Below are 19,262 nucleotides of genomic sequence, written 5' to 3'. Positions count from 1 at the left end.
TCTCCGCGACAGACTAGGGGTGAAGCTCGTGACCGCTCTCGCCGAAGACTCGGTGGTGTCCCTCGATGGCCGCCTCCAGCCGTACACGTACCAGCGTCATGAGCTGATCGAGCCCGACTGGCGTCGCTTCCCCGGCTGGCGGGAGGTCACCACGGCCGAGTGGGAGTCCGCGCAGTGGCAGCGCGCGCACTGCGTCAAGAACGTCCGCCAGCTGCGGAACCTCATGGGCGACCTGCTGAGCGAGGAGTTCTACGCCGACCTGGAGCGGGACCAGCGCGAGCGGGCCACCATGTCGATGCTGCTGCCCCCGCAGATGCTCAACACCATGAACGTCGACAGCACCGAGGCCTTCTACGCCGACCCCGTACGGCGCTACATGCTCCCGGTGTTCAGCGACCGGCGCACCGACTGGCCCTCGCACCCGTTCGCCAGCCGCGACTCCCTGCACGAGGCCGAGATGTGGGCGGTGGAGGGGCTGACCCACCGCTACCCCACCAAGGTCCTGGCCGAGCTGCTGCCCACCTGCCCCCAGTACTGCGGCCACTGCACCCGCATGGACCTGGTCGGCAACTCCACCCCGCAGATCGACAAGCACAAGTTCGCCCTCAAGCAGCCCGACCGGCTCGAGGAGATGCTGGCCTACCTGCGCGACACCCCGCAGGTCCGTGACGTGGTCGTGTCCGGCGGCGACGTGGCGAACATGCCGTGGGCGCGCCTGGAGGGCTTCGTCGACCGGCTGCTGGACATCGACAACATCCGCGACATCCGCCTGGCCACCAAGGCCCTCATGGGCGTGCCCCAGCACTGGCTGCAGGACGACGTACGCGCCGGCGTGGAACGCCTGGCCACCAAGGCGCGCAAGCGCGGCGCCCAGCTCGCCATCCACACGCACGTCAACGCCGCCCAGTCGATGACGCCGCTGGTCGCCAAGGCGGCCCAGGCCATGCTCGAGGCCGGCGTCCGCGACGTGCGCAACCAGGGCGTGCTGCTGCGCGGCGTCAACACCAGCGTCGAACAGCTGCTGGACCTGTGCTTCGCGCTGCAGGACAACGGCGTGCTGCCCTACTACTTCTACCTGTGCGACATGATCCCCTTCAGCGAGCACTGGCGGCTCTCGCTCGCCGAGGCCCAGCGCCTGCAGCACGGGATCATGGGGTACCTGCCCGGCTTCGCCACCCCGCGCATCGTGTGCGACGTGCCCTACGTCGGCAAGCGCTGGGTGCACCAGGTCGCCGACTACGACACCGAGCGCGGCATCTCCTACTGGACGAAGAACTACCGCACCGCCCTGGAGGCCGACGACCCCGAGGCCCTGGAGCGCCGGTACGAGTACTACGACCCGATCCACACGCTCCCCGAGAGCGGGCAGTCCTGGTGGGAGGACCACGCCCGCGAGGCCGACGGCCGGGACGTCGGCCTGGCCGCGGCCAGCCGCGCCGCCTCCGAGGCCATCCGGGACGCCTAGTACGTCACCGGTCCGTGGCCGGTCGGGTCAGGAGACCGTGAACCCGTCGCAGCCGATGTAGTAGGCGTCTCCGTTCGGGTGCACGTGGTACCACACCACCGTCCACGTGCCCGTGCCGAGGTCGTAGGCCCAGTCCTTCGGCTGGGAGAAGTCCCGCGGGTAGTGCAGGGTCGCCCAGCCGTCGGCCCTCAGCGCGACCGGGCGCGTCGTGACGATCCCGGTGATCCGGTTGCCGCGCAGCGCCACCGGGGGACGCATCTCGGCCGCGACGTAATAGCCGCTGGGCGCGCCGTCGGCCGCGCGGAACCCGACGTCGACGCTGCCACGCGGCGCGGCCGGTTCGCGCGGCGCCGTCCACTGCGCCCCCAGCGCCTGCGAGGCGCTCTCGGTCCGCACGGCGGGCGCGCATCGGCCGTCACGGGGCGACCAGGCCAGCGCCGCGAAGTCCGCGTCGGTCTCCTTGGAGAAGACGTCCGTGGGCGTCCCGGCGCCCGTGGGGCGGGTGGGTCCGCCGGTGGCGCCCGGCGAACGGCCGGCCCGCGCCGTGCCCGATGAGGTTCCCGATGACGAAGGGGAGTCGGTCGCGCCGCCGGCGCCCGGCAGGAACTGGAACAGCAGCACCCCCGCGGCGACGGCCGCCGCCGCGCCACCGCCGATCACCGCGAGCAGGGTCCGGTGGGAACGCGCGGCCGGGGCGGGCCCGGTGAGCACGCCGGTCGCCCGGTCGTGGCCGGACGGCACGAGACCGTGGGCGACCGCCGTCGGAAGGTCGGACGGCGGGACCTCGGTCAGGTCCAGCAGCCGCCGGTACGCCGGGTCCTCGGTGATCGCGCCCGGGACGCCGCACAGCGCCGGCACCTGCCCCGCGGCGGGCCGCGCCGCGGGGTCCTTGTCGGCACACCGCGCGATGAGCCCGGCCAGGGCCGGATCGACCCCGGCCACGTCGATGGGCTCGTGAACGCTGCGGTAGATCACCCCGTGGGAGTCGCCCGCGCCGAACGGCGGACGCCCGGTGGCCGCGTACGCGAGCGTTCCGGCCAGCGCGAACACGTCGGCGGCCGGGCTCATCCGCTGCCAGCGGATCACCTCCGGCGCGAGATACCCGGGCGTGCCCGCCGCCGCGCCGGTGTGCGTGATCGCCGTCTGGTCGTCGCCGCGGGCGATCCCGAAGTCGATCAGGCGCGGACCGTCCGGGGCCAGGATCACGTTGTGCGGCTTGAGGTCGCGGTGCTGCACCCCGCGCGCGTGCACGTCGGCGAGCGCCTCACCGAGCGCGGCCATCAGCCGCAGGCAGGTCCCCACGGGCAGCGGCCCGTGCCGCGTCACGGCCTGGGTCAGGGTCGGTCCCTGGACGTACTCGGTGGCCAGCCAGTACGGGGGCGCGTCGAGGCCCGCGCCGACCAGCGCGGCGGTGAACGGGCTGCGCAGGTCACCGACGGTCGCCACCTCACGGCGGAACCGCGCCAGCGCCTCGGCGCTGTCGAAGTCGGCGCGGATCACCTTGAGCGCGACGTGTCGGCCGCCCGGGGACAGCCCGAGGTAGACCTGCCCCATCCCGCCCGCGCCCAGCCGCGCCAGGACCCGATACCCGCCGATCTCCGCCGGGTCGCCGGCGCGAAGTGCCTCCATCGTCGGCCGCTCCGTGGTGATCCGCTCGTGCACGCCCCTCGTGCATCCGGGCGATCTTAGCGATCTGGGACGGTTCTTGACCGGATGCGGGAAGGACGGCGGCACGGCCGCCGAATTCCGGCGGCGGGCTTCGGCGGCCGCGTGATCACTCCCCCATACGCCGGGCGATCGACGGAGGTTCCCGGCCGGCGAGGAGCCAGCCCGCGATGGCGGCGGCGAGCGGTGTGCCGGCCACGATGCCCACCGGGTAGCCGATCGGCACCCGGCCGAAGACCGCCAGGTCGTGCCGGTAGACCGCGAGCAGCCCCAGGCACGCGCCGGCGACTCCCAGCACCACGCCGAGCAGGGCCAGCGCGCCGGCGGTGGTCGCGGTGAGCGCACGCCGGATCCCGCGGGTGGCGCCGGCGGCGGTCAGGGTGCGCAGGTCGGCGGCGGCCTCGCTGCGGATCAGCCCGACCGTCATGGCCAGGATGCCGAGTGCGAGCAGCATGCCGACGCCGGTGGCGCCGATTCGGATGTTCTGGACGGCGGCGTGACCGGTCCGGGTCTCGATGGTCAGCCCGGCGGCGGCCGCGATCTTTCGGGCGCCCGCGATCTGCTCCCCGGTGAGCGGGCCACCGGACTGGATGAGCCAGCCGGCGCGGGCACGGGTCCAGTGCCGGCGGGCCAGACCGCTCGCGGTGATGACGGAGGTGGGCAACGACGTGTAGGCCGGAGTGTGGATGCGGGTGATGACCGGTACGTCTGTGGCCCGGCCCGTCTTGCTCCGGACCGGGAACACGGGCCGGCCGGACCGGCCGGTGAGGACGTCCGCGGCCGGTGCGACCGCGGCCGGATCGACGCCGAGGAAGCGGAGCAGCGCCGGCGACGCCACGTACAGCGGGATGTCGCCGCACTCGGTGCCGCGTGGGAGGCAGAAGATCGCGGGCATCCGCGCCGGCCTGCCGTCGTCCGTCTGCGGCGGGAGGTCCGGGTCGATCGGCACGTCCAGCGGAACGGTGACCGGATGGTCGAGGGCACTCGCGACGCGGTCGACCTGCGCGGTGAGCGCGTTCACCTCGGCGGCGGTCCGGACCGGAACAAGGTTCGCCGCCGGGCCGGAACCGGTCGCCTTGATGACCATCTGCCGGTCGCCGAGGTTCCCGGTCTCCGCGGTGCCCTGGGCGTCGGTGGCGAGGACGACCAGGGCCGCCGCGATGCCGAGTGCGAGGCTGATCGCGGCCACCGCCGCCCCGGACCTGGCCTGATGCCGGGCCAGGTCGCGCAGGGCCAGCCGTACGGCGACGGGTGCGCGCCGACCGGCCGCCGCGAGCACCCGGATGGCCGGCGGACCGGCGAAGAGGATCGCCAGCGCGGTCGCGGTCGCACCCGCGGCCACCGGCCACGGATGCGTCTTCTGGCCCCAGGCCAGCAGCCCGACCCCGGCCGCGAACAGGCCCGCGCCGAGCAGCGCGGAACGGTGGCCGCGCCGGGGCACGGGCGGGCGGCCGGACAGCGCGGCCGTGACCGGGACTCGCGACGCCACCCGGGCCGGCCGCCACGCCGCGCCGGTCGACATCGCGACCGCCAGCGCCCCCAGGGCCACGACCAACGGCCATGGGATGCCGGACAGCGCGATCCGGTGGTTCACCGTGTTCTCCAGCCGGGGCGCGACGAACGGCCACAGCGCCAGCCCCTCGATCGTGCCGAGGAACGCGGCGACCGCGCCGACCAGGAAGCCGGTGGCCGTCATCACCAGCCGTACCTGCCTACCGGTCGCGCCGATCGCCGCCAGCATCCCCAGCTGCCGCAACCGGCGATGCGCCAGCACCGCGAACGCCGCGGCGGCCACGAACGCGATGAGCAGCAGCAGGATCATGGCGCCGGCCAGCACCAGCGTGGTGGCCATCAGCTTGCCGTTGTCGCTCCCGACGCCCTCCGCCATCGGACTGGCGGTACGTAGGTGGAGACTGCCGGCTCCGACGTCCCGCTTCTGCCCGACCAAGACCGACAGGGTCCGCGGCCGGACCGACGACGGGTCCACCAGGACGAACTCGTCGCTCAGATCACTCGGGTTCTCCGCGATGCCGACGATGGTCCGGGCATGCCCGTCGAGCGAGATCGTGCCGCCGAGCCGGAGGCCGAGCAGCCGTGCCGTCCCATCGGTGATCGCGGCCTCCGCGGTGCCGGACGGGTACCGGCCCCGGCGGATGGCCAGCAGCGGTCCGGCGAAGGCGCCGTGCATCCGCTGCGAGCGGTATTCGACCGGAGTGGCCGAGCCCGGGGCCTTGACGTAGTCGTGTCCGACCACGTCGATGGCGCCGACCGCATGGCGAAGGATCGCCAGGTCGTCCGCCACCGCCTGCGGGTCCTCGCCGTCCAGGCTCAGCATCGTGCCGGCCGAGCCCAGTTGCGAGTCCGTGGTCTGCGGCACGTTGTAGACGGCGGTACCGCCGCAGACGGCCGCCATCACGGCCACCATCAGCAGGACGGTCACCAGGGCCTGCGAGCGCCACTCCCGGCGCAGCAGCCGCCAGGACCAGCGCACCAGGGCCCGGCGCGCCGGCACTCCACCGCCGGTCGCGGACCGGGCCGGCGCCATGACGCTCATGAGCCCTCCTGCGTCGGGGGAGAGACCAGGCGCGCGTGTCTCCTGATTCGCTCGCTCCGCTCACTCATGAGTCCGCCTGCGTCGGGGGAGAGACCAGGCGCGCGTGTCTTCTGATTCGCTCGCTCCGCTCACTCATGAGTCCGCCTGGAGCAGCGACTCGGGTCCGGCCGGCGGTGCCGTCTGGTCGATGGTGACGCCGTCCCGGACGAACACCACCCGGTCGGCCCAGGCGGCGAGCTGCGCGTCGTGGGTGGCCAGTACGGTCACGGCCCCTTCGTCGCAGGCCGCGCGCAGCAGCCGGACGACGGCCTCGCCCGTGTGGGTGTCCAGCGCGCCGGTCGGCTCGTCGGCCAGGAGCAACCGGCGTTCGCCGACCAGCGCCCGGGCGATCGCGACCCGCTGGCGCTGCCCGCCGGACAGCTCGTCGGGGTAGCGGCCCGCCTCGCCGGCCAGACCCACCTGCTCCAGAGCGCGTCGCGCCGAGGCCGCCGCGGCCTTGGACCTGGTCCCGTCCAGCTCCAGCGGCAGCGCGATGTTCTCTGCGGCCGTGAGCCCGGGAAGCAGGTTGAAGTCCTGGAAGACGTAGCCGACGTGGCGGCGGCGCATCCGGGCCTGGTCGCTCCGCGACATCGCCGAGAGCGGGTCGCCTTCGACCAGCACCGTGCCGGACGTCGGCTGTTCGAGGCTGCCCGCGATGGTGAGCAGGGTGGACTTGCCCGAGCCGCTGGGGCCCATGATCGCGACCATCTCACCGGCCCGCACCGACAGGTTCACTCCGGTCAGGGCGCGCACCTGCGCCGGGCCCGCGCCGTACACCTTGGACACCTCGCGCAGTTCGAGCACCGGGGTCATCGGGCCGCCCTCGCTCGCCGCCGCTCGCCCGGGACCGGCTCCGGGACCGGGGTGGGCAGGTGGCGGAGCCGGGCTTCGGCGGCGTCCAGCCAGCGGACGATCGCCTCCAGCCGGAAGAGTTCCGCGTCGGCCACCAGGAGCAGGCCGAGATCGTCCTCGGCGTCCCGCTTCAGCCGGGTGTAGCGGTGCATCGTCTCGACCAGGCGCCTGCGGTGCGTCTGCAGGATGGTGGCGACCTCGACGCCGGGCACCCGCAGGGCGACCAGCACCTTGATCACCAGCTCGTCGCGCGGCGGGGCCTCGTCGGCGGGCGGTGTGGTCAGCCACGCGGTCAGCTCGGCCCGGCCCTTCTCGCTGATCCGAAAGGACTTCTGCGGGCCGGGCTCATCGGTGTCGTCGGATTCCACCAGCCCGTCGCGTTCGAGCCGCTGGACCGTCGTGTAGACCTGACCGACGTTGAGCGGCCAGACCTCCCCGGTCCGCGCCTCGAACTCCTGACGCAGCTGCAGTCCGTACTTGGGGCCCTCGCTGAGCAGGGCCAACAGCGCATGTCGCACACTCATCGGCAATCACCTCGGCTTGTATACCGAGTATAATACTCAGTATAGAGAGGCCCTTGGCAAGCCCTCGCGGGGTGCGAACACGAGCGCCGCGGCCGACGGCCCGGGAAGGGCCACGGTGAGCCGCGGCGCGGGGTATCAGGTGCCCGCCGGACCGCCGCCGGGCACCAGGACGCCGTCGACGCGGCGGGGGATGCCCGGGCCGGCGTCGCGCAGCTCGGGCGGGAGCAGCGCCTCCGGGGCGTCCTGCCACGTGACCGGGCGCAGGAACCGCCGGATCGCGGTCGTGCCCACCGAGGTGTGCAGCGGGTTGGACGTGGCCGGGAACGGGCCGCCGTGGTGCATGGCGTGGCTGACCGCGACGCCCGTGGGAAAGCCGTTCCACACGAGCCGGCCCGCCCGCTCCCGCAGCACCGCGGCGAGCCGCGCGGGCAGGTCGGTCTCCCCCTCCCCGGTGTGGACGGTCGCGGTCAGGTTGCCCGGCAGGCCCGACAGGATCTCCAGCAGCGCTTCGGGCCCGTCGTACTCCACCAGCACACCGGCCGGCCCGAAGCACTCCTCCAGCAGCGGCCCGGCGAAGTCCTGCGCGCGCACCGTGAACAGCACCGGTGCCAGCGGCCCGTCGCCGGCGGCCAGGACCGCCACGCCCCGCTGCCCCGTCAGCCGGCCGACGCCGTCGCGGAACCCCTCGGCGATCCCGGCGTTCAACAGCACCGTCCCGCCCAGGTCACGTACGCGGCGGGCCGTCTCGGCGCGGAACCGCTCCCCCGCCTCCCCGGCCGGGACGAACGCCAGCCCCGGCTTGGTGCAGAACTGCCCGGCGCCGAGCGTGAACGAGGCGACGTACCCCTCGGCGATCTCGGCGGCGCGCCCGGCGGCGGCCTCGGGGGTGACCACCAGCGGGTTGAGGCTGCCCATCTCGGCGTAGAACGGGATCGGGTCGGGCCGGGCGTTCGCCACGTCGAACAGGGCGCGCCCGCCACGGTAGGAGCCGGTGAAGCCGACCGCGCGGATCGCCGGATGGCCCGTCAGGTCCGTGCCGGCCCGGGCGCCGTGGACCAGTCCGATGGTGCCCTCCGGCGCCCGCGCCTCCCGTACGGCGGCGTCGAGCAGCTCAAGGCACAGCTGGGAGGTGGCCGGGTGGGAGGGGTGCGCCTTGGCCACGACCGGGCAGCCCGCGGCGAGGGCCGAGGCCGTGTCGCCGCCCGGCACCGAGAAGGCCAGCGGGAAGTTGCTCGCGCCGAACACCCCGACCGGCCCGAGCGGGACCAGCATGCGGCGCAGGTCCGGCCGCGGGCCCATCGGGGTCGGGCCGGCGTGGTCGATGGTCGCCTCGACGTAGGAGCCCTCGTCCAGGACCTCGGCGAACAGGCCCAGCTGGAAGCAGGTGCGGGTGAGCTCGCCGTTCAGGCGCTGCTCCCCCAGCGCGGTCTCGCGGTCGGCGACCGCCACGACCCGTTCCCGTGCCTCCTCCAGGGCGCCGGCCATCGCCCGCAGCAGCCCGGCGCGGCCGTGGCGGCCCATCGCCTCCAGCCCGGGGAAGGCCGCCGCCGCCCGTTCGCACGCGGCGGCGGTCTCCTCGGCGGTGCTCTCCTGCGCGGCGGTGGTCACGACCTCACCGGTCCGCGCGTCGACGCTCGTTACCGCGGTCACCCGCGATCACTCTCCCTTCGGGACGGCCGGCACTCGCCTACGAGCGTGCCACTACGGCGTGCCGCGGGTGCGCGCGGCCCGGTACTCGGCCACCACCAGGTCGGTCAGCTCCCGCAGCGAGGTCTCCGCGGCGGCCTTGTCGAAGGTGATCTGGCCGTGCTGGAGCAGGTTGACGCGGTCGCAGACCTCCAGGACCTGCGCGTAGTTGTGCGCGATGATGATCACCGAGACCTCGCCGCGCTCCTTCAGCCCACGGACCAGGTCCAGGATCAGCGCGCCCTCCTTGGCGCCCATGGCCGCGAGGGGCTCGTCGAGCAGCAGGATCTTCGCCTCGGAGTACACCGAGCGCGCCACCGCGATCGCCTGCCGCTGCCCGCCGGACAGTTTGGCGACCTCCACGTCGACCGAGGGGATGTTCACCCCCATGTCCTCCAGGTGGCGGCGGGCGAGCCGGCGCATGGCCCGGTTGTTCAGCAGCGGCCAGCGCACGCGCTCACGGCCGAGGAACATGTTGTGGTAGACGCTCAGCTCGTTGATCAGCGCCAGATCCTGGTAGACGGTGTCGACGCCGAGGGAGCGCGCGTGCTCGACCGACTTGAGCGTCACCTCCTGCCCGTCGATGAGGATCCGCCCGGAGTCGGGCTGGTGGAACCCGCACAGGATCTTCATCAGCGTCGACTTGCCCGCGCCGTTGTCGCCGATCAGCCCGAGCACCTCGCCGCGCTCCAGGCGCAGGTCGATGTCGGTGAGCGCGGTCACCGCGCCGAAGCTCTTGGCCAGGTGCTCGGCCCGCAGCACCTCGGTCGGGAGTCCTCGTTCGTCGGAGGAAGAACCAGGCGCACTGTGCTTGTCGATTCCCTCGCTCCGCTCACTCATGACCGGCCCGCCCTTCGCAGCCTCGTCAGATGGACGTTGAGGATCATCGAGACGAGGATCGCCACACCCAGGATGATGTTGAACGGGTTCGCGCTGATGCCGATGAGGTTGAAGCCGTTCTGCAGTTCGGCCAGCACGAGCGCGCCGAGCAGCGCGCCGATCACCGTGCCGGAGCCACCGGCCAGGGCGGTGCCGCCGATGACCGCGGCCGACACGGCGGTGAACATCGCGCCGGTGCCGCCGGAGCTGGGGTCGATCGTGGACGTGCGGAACGCCTCCAGGATCCCGGCGAACGCCGCCAGCGCGCCCGTCACCATGAAGTTGCCGATCTTGATCCGGGCCACCTTGATGCCCGCCTCGCTCGCGCCCAGCAGGTTGCCGCCGACCGCGACCGTGTGCAGCCCCCACCGGGTGCGGATCAGCACGAGGTGGAAGAACGCCACGATCAGCACGCACCAGATCAGCTCGGACCAGTCCGCGTGCCCGAACCAGCCCGCCAGGCCCTGCGCCGCCGGCGGGATCTCCGCCGGGTAGGCGTGGGAGGTGGTGAGGGTGATGCCCTGTACCAGGAACATCGTGCCCAATGTCGTCACGAACGAGGGCACCCGCAACAGCACCGTCACCGCCCCGTTGACCAGGCCGATCACGGCGCCCGCCAGCAACGCCACCACGATCGCGATGATCGGGTACATGCCGTAGTAGTCGACCAGGTAGTGCATCAGGAACGGCGCCAGCGTGAACACCATCCCGGCCGACAGGTCGATCTCGCCGCTGACCAGCAACAACACCTCACCGACCGCGACGATCGCGTACGGGGCGGTGCCCTGGGAGATGTTCACCAGGTTGTCGTGGCTCAGGAACTCCGAACGGGCCGACTGGAAGTAGATCAGCAGCGCGACCGCCACGACGAGGATCGTCGCCTCGCGCCGCCGCAGGAACGCGTCGGCGGCACGGCCCAGCGGCCACGGCGTGCGCGGTGCCGGCGTCTTCGCCTCGGGCGCCTCCGTCTCACTCACGGGGCCGCCCATCACTTGTGCGCGATGGGGCCGGAGTGGTTCAACAGCTGCTGCTGGGTACTGGAGCCCTCGAACCGGGTCTTGGTCGCCAGGTACGGCTGGACGTTGTCCTTGGTGACGAACAGCAGCCCGGTGTTGGTCTCCGACGGCGCGGCCAGCCCACCCGACAGCTTGTACAGCCACAGGTACAGCACCGGAAGGAACCCCTGCAGGTACGGCTGCTGGTCGATGGTGAAGTCCAGGTTCCCCGCGCTGACCGCCTGCAGCGTCGCGGGGTTGAGGTCGAAGCCGCCCGCGGCCACGCCCTTGCTCTTGAGCCCGTACTTGGCCACGACCTTGCCGACGCCCTCGGTGGAGCCGGCGTCGACGGCGAACATGCCCTTGAGGTTCTTGTGCCCCTGGGCGTACGCGTCGATGGTGGACAGCTCCTTGGGCAGTTCGGCGCCGCTGGCCACCGATGTGAAGTTGATCGGCTTGCCGGAGGCCTTGATGGCGTCCTTCGCGCCGTCGATGCGCGGCTGGATGTTCAGGGACCCCGGTGTCGCGATGAACCCGACCGCGTCACCGCCCTGCATGAGCGAGGCGATGCGCTGACCGAGCTGGTAGCCGGAGGTGTACAGGTCCTGGCCGATGTAGGCGAGCCGGTTCGAGCCGGGGTCGCCCTTGGCGCCGTCGGCGTTGTAGGAGACCACCGGGATGCCCGCGTTCAGCGCCTTGTCGATCGGCGCGCGGAACGCCGTCTTGTCCACGACCGCCACCGCGATGCCGTCGGCCTTCGCGGAGATCGCCGAGTTCAGCGCGTTGACCATCTGCGGCACGACCGAGTCCTGCGAGCCGGTCCACTGGAACTCACAGTTCAGCAGCGCGCAGGCGTCCTGGGCGCCGTACTGGGTCGGGGTGAAGAACGGGTTGGTCGTCACGTGGTTGACGAAGACGAACTTCCACTTCGGCGTCGAGGGGAAGGGCCCCACGCCGCCCTTGGCGGTCGAGCCGGCGTCCTTCTTGTTGCTGGAGGAGCACGCGGCGAGCAGCGCCGACGCGGCCGCGGCGGCACTGACCATGCCCGCTCCGCTGAGAAGCCGCCGTCGCGTCGCGCCCTCCAGGCCGAGGGTGTCGACGGCCTCTTCGACCTTGGGGTGGACCTGGGTCATCACGAACCTCCGGGATCAGTGGCGGTGGGCCGAGCACGCGCGGCGCCGACCTCAGGGACGCGCATCCCCCGCCCGCCCCCGATCCGGGCGGTTGTTCGGTATTTCGAACGTCGTTCGAACACCTTGCCGCGACCGTAGAATCCGGTGCCAGGCCTGTCAAGGACCGGCCGGCAGCAGCCGTGAGGACCCGCTCTCCACCGCGTCGGGCCGGTAGCGGCGGAGCATCGCCAGCCCGATCGCCGCGCGGCGGACCCGCTCCCGCGCGGTCGCCACGGCCACCGGCTCCAGGTGGCGGCCGGAGGGGTAGATTCCCGGGGCGTTGCGGACGGTGAACTTCAGGTGGACCGGCGCTGCCACCCGTACGATCTCGGGCACCTCGTAGTAGCGGACCGTCCCGCCGAAGTCGTCGGCGCCCTCGACGTACAGGTCCAGCGGCACGTCGACGGCCGCGCGGATCGCGGCGACCTGCGCGAGGCTCAGGTCGACCGGCAGGTTGACGGTGGTGACGCCGAGATCCTCCAGCAGCCGCGCGGTCGCGGGGTTGGCGGCCGGCAGCGACACCGACGACTTCAGGATCAGGTCGGGGGGCAGATCGCCGGTGCTCTTCATCCGGCCCAGCACCCACAGCTGGCCCACGTCACCGACCAGGACGCTGCGCAGCCCGAGCCCGACCGCGCGCACGACGTCCTCGATGCCGTACACGAGCTGGTCGGCGCCGCGCAGGGAGCCGGAGCCGACCGCGCCCGACGAGGCCGTCACCTGCACGCCGACGTCCCAGGAGGCCCGCGGGCCGACGAACAGGCAGATCTCGATATCGTGCTCGGCGCCGAGGGCGAGCATCTCCCGGATCTCCGCGTCGGTCTGCAGCATGATGCCGCTGCCCTGGCTGATCCGGTGCACCCGCACACCGTGCTCGCGGGCGGCCTCGACCACGGCGCGAAGAGCCGACGGCCCCTCCACCGAGGGGATCTCCACCCGGTACTGCCCGCCGTCGGGAAAGCGCCGGGCCGACTCCGGCGGCACACCGAGGTCACGCTCCGGCAGCCCCAGCGAGGACAGGTAGCGCCGGGTGGCCCCCATCGGATCGACCGGACGGGCTGCGTCTCCGGTTCCCTCGCTGCGCTCGGTCACGGCGCCCTCCTGCGTCGGAGAAGTGACCGGACGGGCTGCGTCTCTGGTTCCCTCGCTTCGCTCGGTCACGGCGCCCTCCTGCGTCGGAGAAGTGACCGGGCGGGCTGCGTTTCCAGTTCCCTCGCTGCGCTCGGTCACGGCGCCTCCCTGTTCGACATTTCGGACGCGATACGGACTGCTGCCGGCATCTGGACGGTAAGTGCGTGTTCTGCCAGCGTCAACGGCCGTTTCGCCGGGAACGCGACATGCACCGGGCGGCCGCGTGCCGTTGACACGGCCGCCCGGCCATGCCTAGCCTGCGCCCGAGATTTCGCACAGCGTTCGGCGGGCGGTGATCGGCGATGGGACGTACGGTGCCGGCGGTCACCCGCGCGCTCGACGTCCTCGAGCTGTTCCTCGACCGCCCCAGCCTGTCCGCCCCGGAGATCACCGAGCGTCTCGGGCTGCCCCGGACGACCGTTCACGAGCTGGTGACCACGCTCACCGACCGCGCCTACCTCATCCCGACCCCCGGCCAGCCGACCCGCTACCGGCTCGGCATGCGCCTGTTCCAGCTCGGCAGCGTCTTCGCCGAGCAGCTCGACCTCGCCCACGAGGCGCGGGAGGTCGCCCGGCGGGTCGCGGCCCACTGCGACGAGACGGTGCACGTCGCCGTCCTCGACGGCGCGGACGTCGTCTACATCGCGAAGGTCGACAGCACCCACCCGGTACGGATGGTCTCCGCGGTCGGGCGGCGCCTGCCCGCGCACTGCACCGGCGTGGGCAAGATGCTGCTGTCCGGCCTGTCGCCCGACGCCCTGGACGCACGCGTGCCGCGCGACCGCGACCTGCCCGGCATGACACCGCGCAGCATCACCTCCCCCACACGGCTGCGCGCCCGCCTGGAGCGGATCCGCGAGGCCGGGCTGTCCTACGACGAGTGCGAGTCCAACGAGGCGGTCTACTGCATCGCCGCCCCCATCTACGACAACACCGGCGACATGGTCGCCGCGATGAGCATCTCGACGCCGAGCCTGCGCTGGAACGACGAACTCCGCGACGAGTGGAGCGAGCTGATCCGCCGCGGCGCCGCGGAGCTGTCCCAGCGGCTCGGGCACCGGCCGCCCTCTCCCTGACCCCGCGCCCCGATTCCGCCCCCGACCAGTGAGGAGGCCCCGCGTGCGCATCACCCGCCTGTCCACCCACGTCGTCGGCACACCCTGGCGCAACCTCACCCACGTCCTCGTCCACACCGACGAGGGCCTGACCGGAGTCGGGGAGGCCCGCATGCTCGGACACACCGACGCGCTGCTGGGCTACCTGGCCGAGGCCGAACGCAACCACGTCGTGGGCTCGGACCCCTTCGACACCGAGGACCTGGTCCGGCGGATGAAGTACGGCGACTACGGCCGCGCCGGCGAGATCGTCATGTCCGGGATCGCCTGCGTCGAGATGGCCTGCTGGGACATCGTCGGCAAGGCCCTCGGCCAGCCCGTCTGGCGGCTGCTCGGCGGGAAGGTCCGGGAGCGGATCAAGGCCTACGCCAACGGCTGGTACACCGTCGAGCGCACCCCCGAGGCCTTCCACGCCGCCGCCACGAAGGTGGTCGAACGCGGCTACCGCGCGCTGAAGCTGGACCCCTTCGGCGACGGGCACTACGAGCTGGACCGCGCCGAGACGCTGCGCTCGGTCTCACTCGTCGAGGCGGTGCGCGACGCGATCGGCCCGGAGGCGGACCTGCTCGTGGAGATGCACGGGCGTTTCAACCCCGCGACCGCCATCCGGCTCGCCGGCCTGCTGCGCCCCTACGACCCCGGTTGGATCGAGGAACCCTGCCCGCCGGAGAACCCGCGGGCCCTGGCGAAGGTCGCCGCCCACACCGACCTGCCGATCGCCACCGGCGAGCGCATCCACGACCGGATCGAGTTCCGCGAACTGTTCGAACTCCAGGCCGTCGACGTCATCCAGCCCGACATCTCCCACATCGGCGGCATCGCCGAGACCCGCAAGCTCGCCGCCACCGCCGAGACGCACTACGTCATGGTCGCCCCGCACAACGTCGGCGGCCCCGTGCTCACCGCCGCCAACCTCCACCTGGCCGCCTGCACCCCGAACTTCTCCATCCAGGAGCACTTCAACGACTTCGCCGACGCCGCGATCAAACAGGTCGCGCCGGGCCTGCCCGAGGTCGTCGACGGATACTTCACCCTGCCGCGGGAACCGGGCCTGGGGGTGAGGCTCGACGTGGAGGCGTGCGCGCGGTTCCCACGGCAGCGCGCGAAGTTCGACCTGTTCGCCGAGAACTGGCACCTGCGCGACCCCGAACGCACGGCATCGCGCGACGCGGCGGGCGCATGAGCGGGCGACGCGAAGGCGCCTCTCCGGCGAAGCGGTGTCCATGAGCCGCGCGCTGGTGGTCCACGAGCCGGGAACGTACGAGCTGGTCACCGGGGATCCACCCGAGCCGGGTCCGGGCGAGGTCGCCGTACAGGTGGCCGCGGCGGGCATCTGCGGCAGCGACCGCGAGCTGGTCGAGGGCACCCGGCCCGCGGCGTTCGTTCGCTACCCGATCGTCCCGGGCCACGAGTGGTCCGGCGTCGTGGCCGCCACCGGCCCCGGTGTGGAGCCGCGGCTGACCGGACGGCCGGTGGTGGGCGAGGGCTTCCGCAACTGCCAGGTCTGCGACCGCTGCCGCGAGGGCGCGGCGAACCTGTGTTCGGCCGGGTACGACGAGACCGGCTTCACCCGTCCCGGCGCGTTCGCGGACACGCTGGTGCTGCCGGTGCGGCTGCTGCACGTCCTGCCGGACGGCGCCGACCTGCGCGCCGCCGCGCTCCTCGAACCCGCCGCCGTCGCCGCGGCCGCCGTCCTGTCCGCCCGGGTCGAGCCCGGCGAACGGATCGCCGTGGTCGGCGCCGGCACGCTGGGCGCCCTGTGCCTGCGGATGCTGTCGCTGTCCTCCCCCGCCGGGCTGGCCGCCACCGACCCGCGCGCCGGACGCGCCGACACCGCCCTGGCCTGCGGCGCGACCCGCTTCGAGAGCGGGCCGCTCCCGGCCGGCGGCTACGACGTGGTGGTGGAGACGGCCGGCGCGCCCGGCACCGCCGCGACGGCGATCGCCCTGGCGCGCCGGGGCGGCCGGGTCGTGCTCACCGGCATCCCGGGGCAGGCCTCCACCGTCGACCCGGTCGCGATCGTCGGCGGGCGGCTCACCGTCACCGGTGTCTTCGGCGCACCCCCGGCGGCCTGGACACACGCGGTGCGCCTGTTCGCCGCCGGCCTGCTCGACCCCGGCCCGCTGGTCACCCACGAACTGGACCTCGCCGAGTTCGGCCGTGCGATGGACCTGCTGCGCGGCGCGGACGGCGACGTCGGCAAGGTCCTGTTGCGCCCCTGAGTCAGCGCCGGGCCGCCAGGTACTCCTTCACCTCCGGTGACGCCTTGGCGTACGCGCCGGAGTCGAAGGGCGGCTGCGGGTCGTACTCGATCGCGAGCTGGCACGCCTCGGCGACGGTCCGCCCCGCGACGAGCTCGGCCAGCCGCAGGGCCATGTCGATGCCCGAGGAGACCCCCGCGGCGGTGATGACGCCGCCGGGCTGCTCGACGACCCGCCGTGCCGTGTACGTCGCGCCGTAGGACTCCAGCTGCCCGACCGCGCTCCAGTGCGTGGTGGCCTCCAGCCCGTCCAGCAGACCGGCCGCGCCGAGCAGCAGCGAGCCGGTGCACACCGACGTCGTCCACCGCGTCGTGGCGTGGATCCGGCGGATCCACGCCAGCAGCGGCTCGTCGGTGACGCGACGCCGCGCGCCGGGACCGCCGGGCACCAGCAGCACGTCGGCGCGGGCGATGTCCGTCAGGGCGGCCGTCGCGACGAGGGAGAGCGAGCCGTCCCCGTCCGCGCACGGACCGGCGGCCTCGGCGGCGAAGACGACCTCGGCCTCCGGAAGCATCCGCAGGACCTCGTACGGGCCGACGGCGTCGAGCGCGGTGACGCCGTCGAAGATCGGGATGACGATGCGCACGGGCATGCCTTTCATCGAGGCCGGGGCCCTCAGCGGGCCGCGGCGCGGGCGGAGAAGTGCCGTCGGTACTCGCCCGGGGTGACCTGGACGGTCCGTCTGAAGCTGCGATGCATGGTCTCGACGGTGCCGAACCCGCAGGCGCGGGCCACCGACTCCAGAGGGGCCGCGGTGGTCTCCAGCAGCCGCCGGGCGGCCTCGACCCGTGAGCTTTCGACGTAGGCGGCCGGGGTCCGGCCGGTCTCGGCGCGGAAGACGCGGGCGAAGTGCCGCTCGCTCATCGCGGCGCGGGCGGCGAGGGCCGGCACGGTCAGGTCACCGTCGGGGTGGCCCGCGATCCAGCCGAGGACCTCGCGCAGCGGCACGCGCACCGGTCGTCGCGCGGCGAGCTGGGTGCTGAACTGCGCCTGTCCTCCGGGCCGCTGCACGAACATCACCAGCTGACGGGCGATGGCGCGCGCGACCTCCGGCCCGTGGTCGTCCTCGACCATCGCGAGCGCCAGGTCCATGCCCGCGGTGACGCCGGCCGAGGTCCACAGGTCACCGTCCCGAACGAATATCGGGTCGGGGCAGACGACGGCCTCCGGATGCCGCTCGGCCAGCTCTCCGCAGCGTCTCCAGTGGGTCACCACGCGACGTCCGGCCAGGAGCCCGGCCGCGCCCAGGAGGAACGCGCCGCTGCACACCGACGCCGTACGCCGGGCTCCGCGGGCGGTCCGGGCGAACCAGTCGACCAGGCGCCGGTCCGCGCACGCCCGGTCGATCCCCTCCCCGCCGACGACGACCAGCGTGTCCACCGGGCCGGTCATCTCGTCGACGGTCATGGTCGGGGTGACCGGCAGACCGCCGCTGGAGGGGACCGGGCCGTGCGCGGCGGCGACGGTCTCCACGACGACGCCCCCGGTGATCCGCCCCGCCTTGGTGAACACCTCGTGCGGCCCGGTCAGATCGAGGATCTGAAACCCCGGGAACACGGCGAAGACGACGCGGCGGCTGGTCATGCCCCCACTGTGGCGGCGTCCGTCCGACGGCCGCAAGGACACGGAAATGACGATTTCCGCCATCTCCGAACGACGATGGCCGCCGGGCCGGCCGTGGACAGGAGGGACCCGCTGTCCGTTTCGTCCGCTCCTAGGCCGTAACGTCACCTGGGTGAGCCATCCCATCGGCGCGAGCGCCACCGTCGACGAGCTGACCATCGACCCGCATCCGCTGCTCGCCCGGCTGCGGGCCGCCGAGCCCGTTTCCTGGCTGCCCGCGCTCGGCGGGTGGCTGGTCACCCGGCACGACCTGGCCCGCGAGGTCATGCGCGACGCCCGCACCTACACCGTGGACGATCCGCGTTTCTCCACCGCGCGGCTCATCGGGCCCAGCATGCTCTCCCTCGACGGGCCGGCGCACACCCGGCACCGTGAGCCGTTCGCCCGTACCTTCCGGCCCGCCGAGACGCGGGCGCGGTTCACCGCTTTCGTGGCCGCCGAGGTGGACCGGCTGGTCGGCGCGTTGCGGCCGGCCGGGCGGGCGGAGCTGCGCGCCGAGCTGGCCGGGCCGCTCGCGGTCGCGGTCGTCGCCGAGGCGCTCGGGCTCGGCGACACCGACGCCGCGACCATCCGGTCGTGGTACGAGGCGCTCGTCGCGGGCGTGTCGGCCATCACCGCCGGCGAGGAGGCCGTGGTGCCCGAGGCGTACGGGCTGCTGCGTGCGCGGGTCGAGGAGGCGATCAAGGAGGGGCGGCCGTCCTCGCTGCTCGCCGAGGTGGCCGCACGGCCCGAGGGCCTGACCTCCGCCGAGGTCGTCGCCGACGCCGCCGTGCTGATGTTCGGCGGCATCGACACCACCGAAGGGATGATCACGAACGCGGCGGCGCACCTGCTCGGCCATCCGGACCAGCTCGCGCTGGTGCGCGAGGACCCCGCGCTGCTCGCCGGCGCCATCGAGGAGTCGGTGCGCCTGGAGCCGGCCGCCTCGGTCGTGGACCGGTACGCCGTGCGGGACGTGCGGCTCGGCGACGCGGACATCCGTGCCGGCGACCTCGTTCGGGTCTCGATCGCGGGCGCGAACCGCGACCCGGCCGTCTTCGCCGACCCGGACCGCTTCGACATACGCCGCGAGGACGCCGACCGGCACCTGTCGTTCGCGCGCGGCCCGCACTTCTGTTTCGGCGCGCACCTGGCCCGCCTGGAGACCGCGACCGCGCTGGGCGCCCTGCTCCGGCTCCCCGGCCTGCGCCTGGAACACACCGACGGGCCGCGTGGCCTGGTGTTCCGCAAGCCCGCCGAGGTCCGTGTCCGCTGGACCTCGGCGTGACACGGCCCACCGCCTTTACATTGTAGATCAACTC

At 73.2% G+C, this 19,262-nt stretch carries 16 protein-coding genes; 5 read left to right on the top strand and 11 right to left on the bottom strand.

The genetic code is table 11. The features are described 5' to 3' along the window. The first annotated feature begins 19 nt into the window (after positions 1-19). The gene (locus ACQEV1_RS26180; protein ID WP_433396709.1) at positions 20-1,465 is read left to right on the top strand and encodes a KamA family radical SAM protein; all 1,446 of its coding nucleotides are present in this window, start codon (positions 20-22) and stop codon (positions 1,463-1,465) included. Between the two features lie 27 nt (positions 1,466-1,492). On the opposite strand, the gene ACQEV1_RS26175 is transcribed toward ACQEV1_RS26180, so the two are convergent. The 9 genes from ACQEV1_RS26175 to ACQEV1_RS26135 form a co-directional block, all read right to left on the bottom strand. After that, entirely contained in the window at positions 1,493-3,094 is a 1,602-nt protein-coding gene (locus tag ACQEV1_RS26175; RefSeq protein ID WP_433396707.1) for a protein kinase domain-containing protein, read from the bottom strand. Positions 3,095-3,239: 145 nt separating this feature from the next. Then, a complete protein-coding gene (locus tag ACQEV1_RS26170; RefSeq protein WP_433396705.1) occupies positions 3,240-5,684 on the bottom strand; it encodes an FtsX-like permease family protein in 2,445 nt (814 codons plus the stop codon). Positions 5,685-5,816: 132 nt separating this feature from the next. Further along, the gene (locus ACQEV1_RS26165; protein ID WP_433396703.1) at positions 5,817-6,536 is read right to left on the bottom strand and encodes an ABC transporter ATP-binding protein; all 720 of its coding nucleotides are present in this window, start codon (positions 6,534-6,536) and stop codon (positions 5,817-5,819) included. Continuing rightward, positions 6,533-7,099 carry a PadR family transcriptional regulator gene (locus tag ACQEV1_RS26160; protein WP_433396701.1) on the bottom strand — a complete coding sequence of 189 codons (567 nt, stop codon included), beginning with the start codon at positions 7,097-7,099 and terminating at the stop codon, positions 6,533-6,535. Before ACQEV1_RS26160 ends, ACQEV1_RS26165 begins: the two co-directional genes overlap by 4 nt. Positions 7,100-7,234: 135 nt before the next feature. Further along, entirely contained in the window at positions 7,235-8,749 is a 1,515-nt protein-coding gene (locus tag ACQEV1_RS26155; protein ID WP_433396699.1) for an aldehyde dehydrogenase (NADP(+)), read from the bottom strand. Between the two features lie 51 nt (positions 8,750-8,800). Further along, positions 8,801-9,625 (bottom strand): ATP-binding cassette domain-containing protein, encoded by an 825-nt coding sequence (locus tag ACQEV1_RS26150; RefSeq protein WP_433396697.1) that lies wholly within the window; start codon positions 9,623-9,625, stop codon positions 8,801-8,803. Beyond that, positions 9,622-10,641, bottom strand: a complete 1,020-nt coding sequence (locus ACQEV1_RS26145) for an ABC transporter permease (RefSeq protein WP_433396695.1) — start codon at positions 10,639-10,641, stop codon at positions 9,622-9,624. The genes ACQEV1_RS26150 and ACQEV1_RS26145 overlap by 4 nt, the downstream gene beginning before the upstream one ends. 11 nt (positions 10,642-10,652) lie before the next feature. Further along, complete coding sequence (locus ACQEV1_RS26140) at positions 10,653-11,792, bottom strand: sugar ABC transporter substrate-binding protein (RefSeq protein WP_285624532.1); 1,140 nt, start codon at positions 11,790-11,792, stop codon at positions 10,653-10,655. A 156-nt stretch (positions 11,793-11,948) separates the two neighbouring features. After that, positions 11,949-12,923, bottom strand: coding sequence for a U32 family peptidase (locus ACQEV1_RS26135; RefSeq protein WP_433396693.1), 975 nt, complete (start codon positions 12,921-12,923; stop codon positions 11,949-11,951). Between the two features lie 341 nt (positions 12,924-13,264). On the opposite strand from ACQEV1_RS26135, the gene ACQEV1_RS26130 reads away from it, so the two are divergent. From ACQEV1_RS26130 to ACQEV1_RS26120, 3 genes are read left to right on the top strand one after another with little or no spacing between them, the layout of a single operon-like run. Continuing rightward, complete coding sequence (locus ACQEV1_RS26130; protein WP_433396691.1) at positions 13,265-14,038, top strand: IclR family transcriptional regulator; 774 nt, start codon at positions 13,265-13,267, stop codon at positions 14,036-14,038. Between the two features lie 43 nt (positions 14,039-14,081). Next, positions 14,082-15,260, top strand: a complete 1,179-nt coding sequence (locus ACQEV1_RS26125) for a mandelate racemase/muconate lactonizing enzyme family protein (RefSeq protein ID WP_433396689.1) — start codon at positions 14,082-14,084, stop codon at positions 15,258-15,260. A gap of 40 nt (positions 15,261-15,300) precedes the next feature. Next, the gene (locus ACQEV1_RS26120; RefSeq protein WP_433396687.1) at positions 15,301-16,299 is read left to right on the top strand and encodes a zinc-dependent alcohol dehydrogenase; all 999 of its coding nucleotides are present in this window, start codon (positions 15,301-15,303) and stop codon (positions 16,297-16,299) included. A gap of 1 nt (position 16,300) precedes the next feature. Here the strand turns inward: ACQEV1_RS26120 and ACQEV1_RS26115 are convergent, their stop codons facing one another. Together ACQEV1_RS26115 and ACQEV1_RS26110 are read right to left on the bottom strand one after the other, a co-directional pair. Next, positions 16,301-16,930, bottom strand: a complete 630-nt coding sequence (locus ACQEV1_RS26115; protein ID WP_433396685.1) for a DJ-1/PfpI family protein — start codon at positions 16,928-16,930, stop codon at positions 16,301-16,303. Positions 16,931-16,953: 23 nt separating this feature from the next. After that, positions 16,954-17,922, bottom strand: a complete 969-nt coding sequence (locus tag ACQEV1_RS26110) for a GlxA family transcriptional regulator (RefSeq protein WP_433396683.1) — start codon at positions 17,920-17,922, stop codon at positions 16,954-16,956. Between the two features lie 151 nt (positions 17,923-18,073). Between ACQEV1_RS26110 and ACQEV1_RS26105 the strand changes: the two genes are divergently transcribed. Continuing rightward, entirely contained in the window at positions 18,074-19,228 is a 1,155-nt protein-coding gene (locus ACQEV1_RS26105; RefSeq protein WP_433396681.1) for a cytochrome P450, read from the top strand. Positions 19,229-19,262: the final 34 nt, after the last annotated feature.

The organism is Actinoallomurus sp. CA-142502 (genome assembly GCF_050936355.1).
Taxonomy (GTDB): Bacteria; Actinomycetota; Actinomycetes; order Streptosporangiales; family Streptosporangiaceae; genus Actinoallomurus; species Actinoallomurus iriomotensis.
Note: the sequence above shows the minus strand (reverse complement) of the source record. Positions and strands in the feature narration are given on the sequence as shown.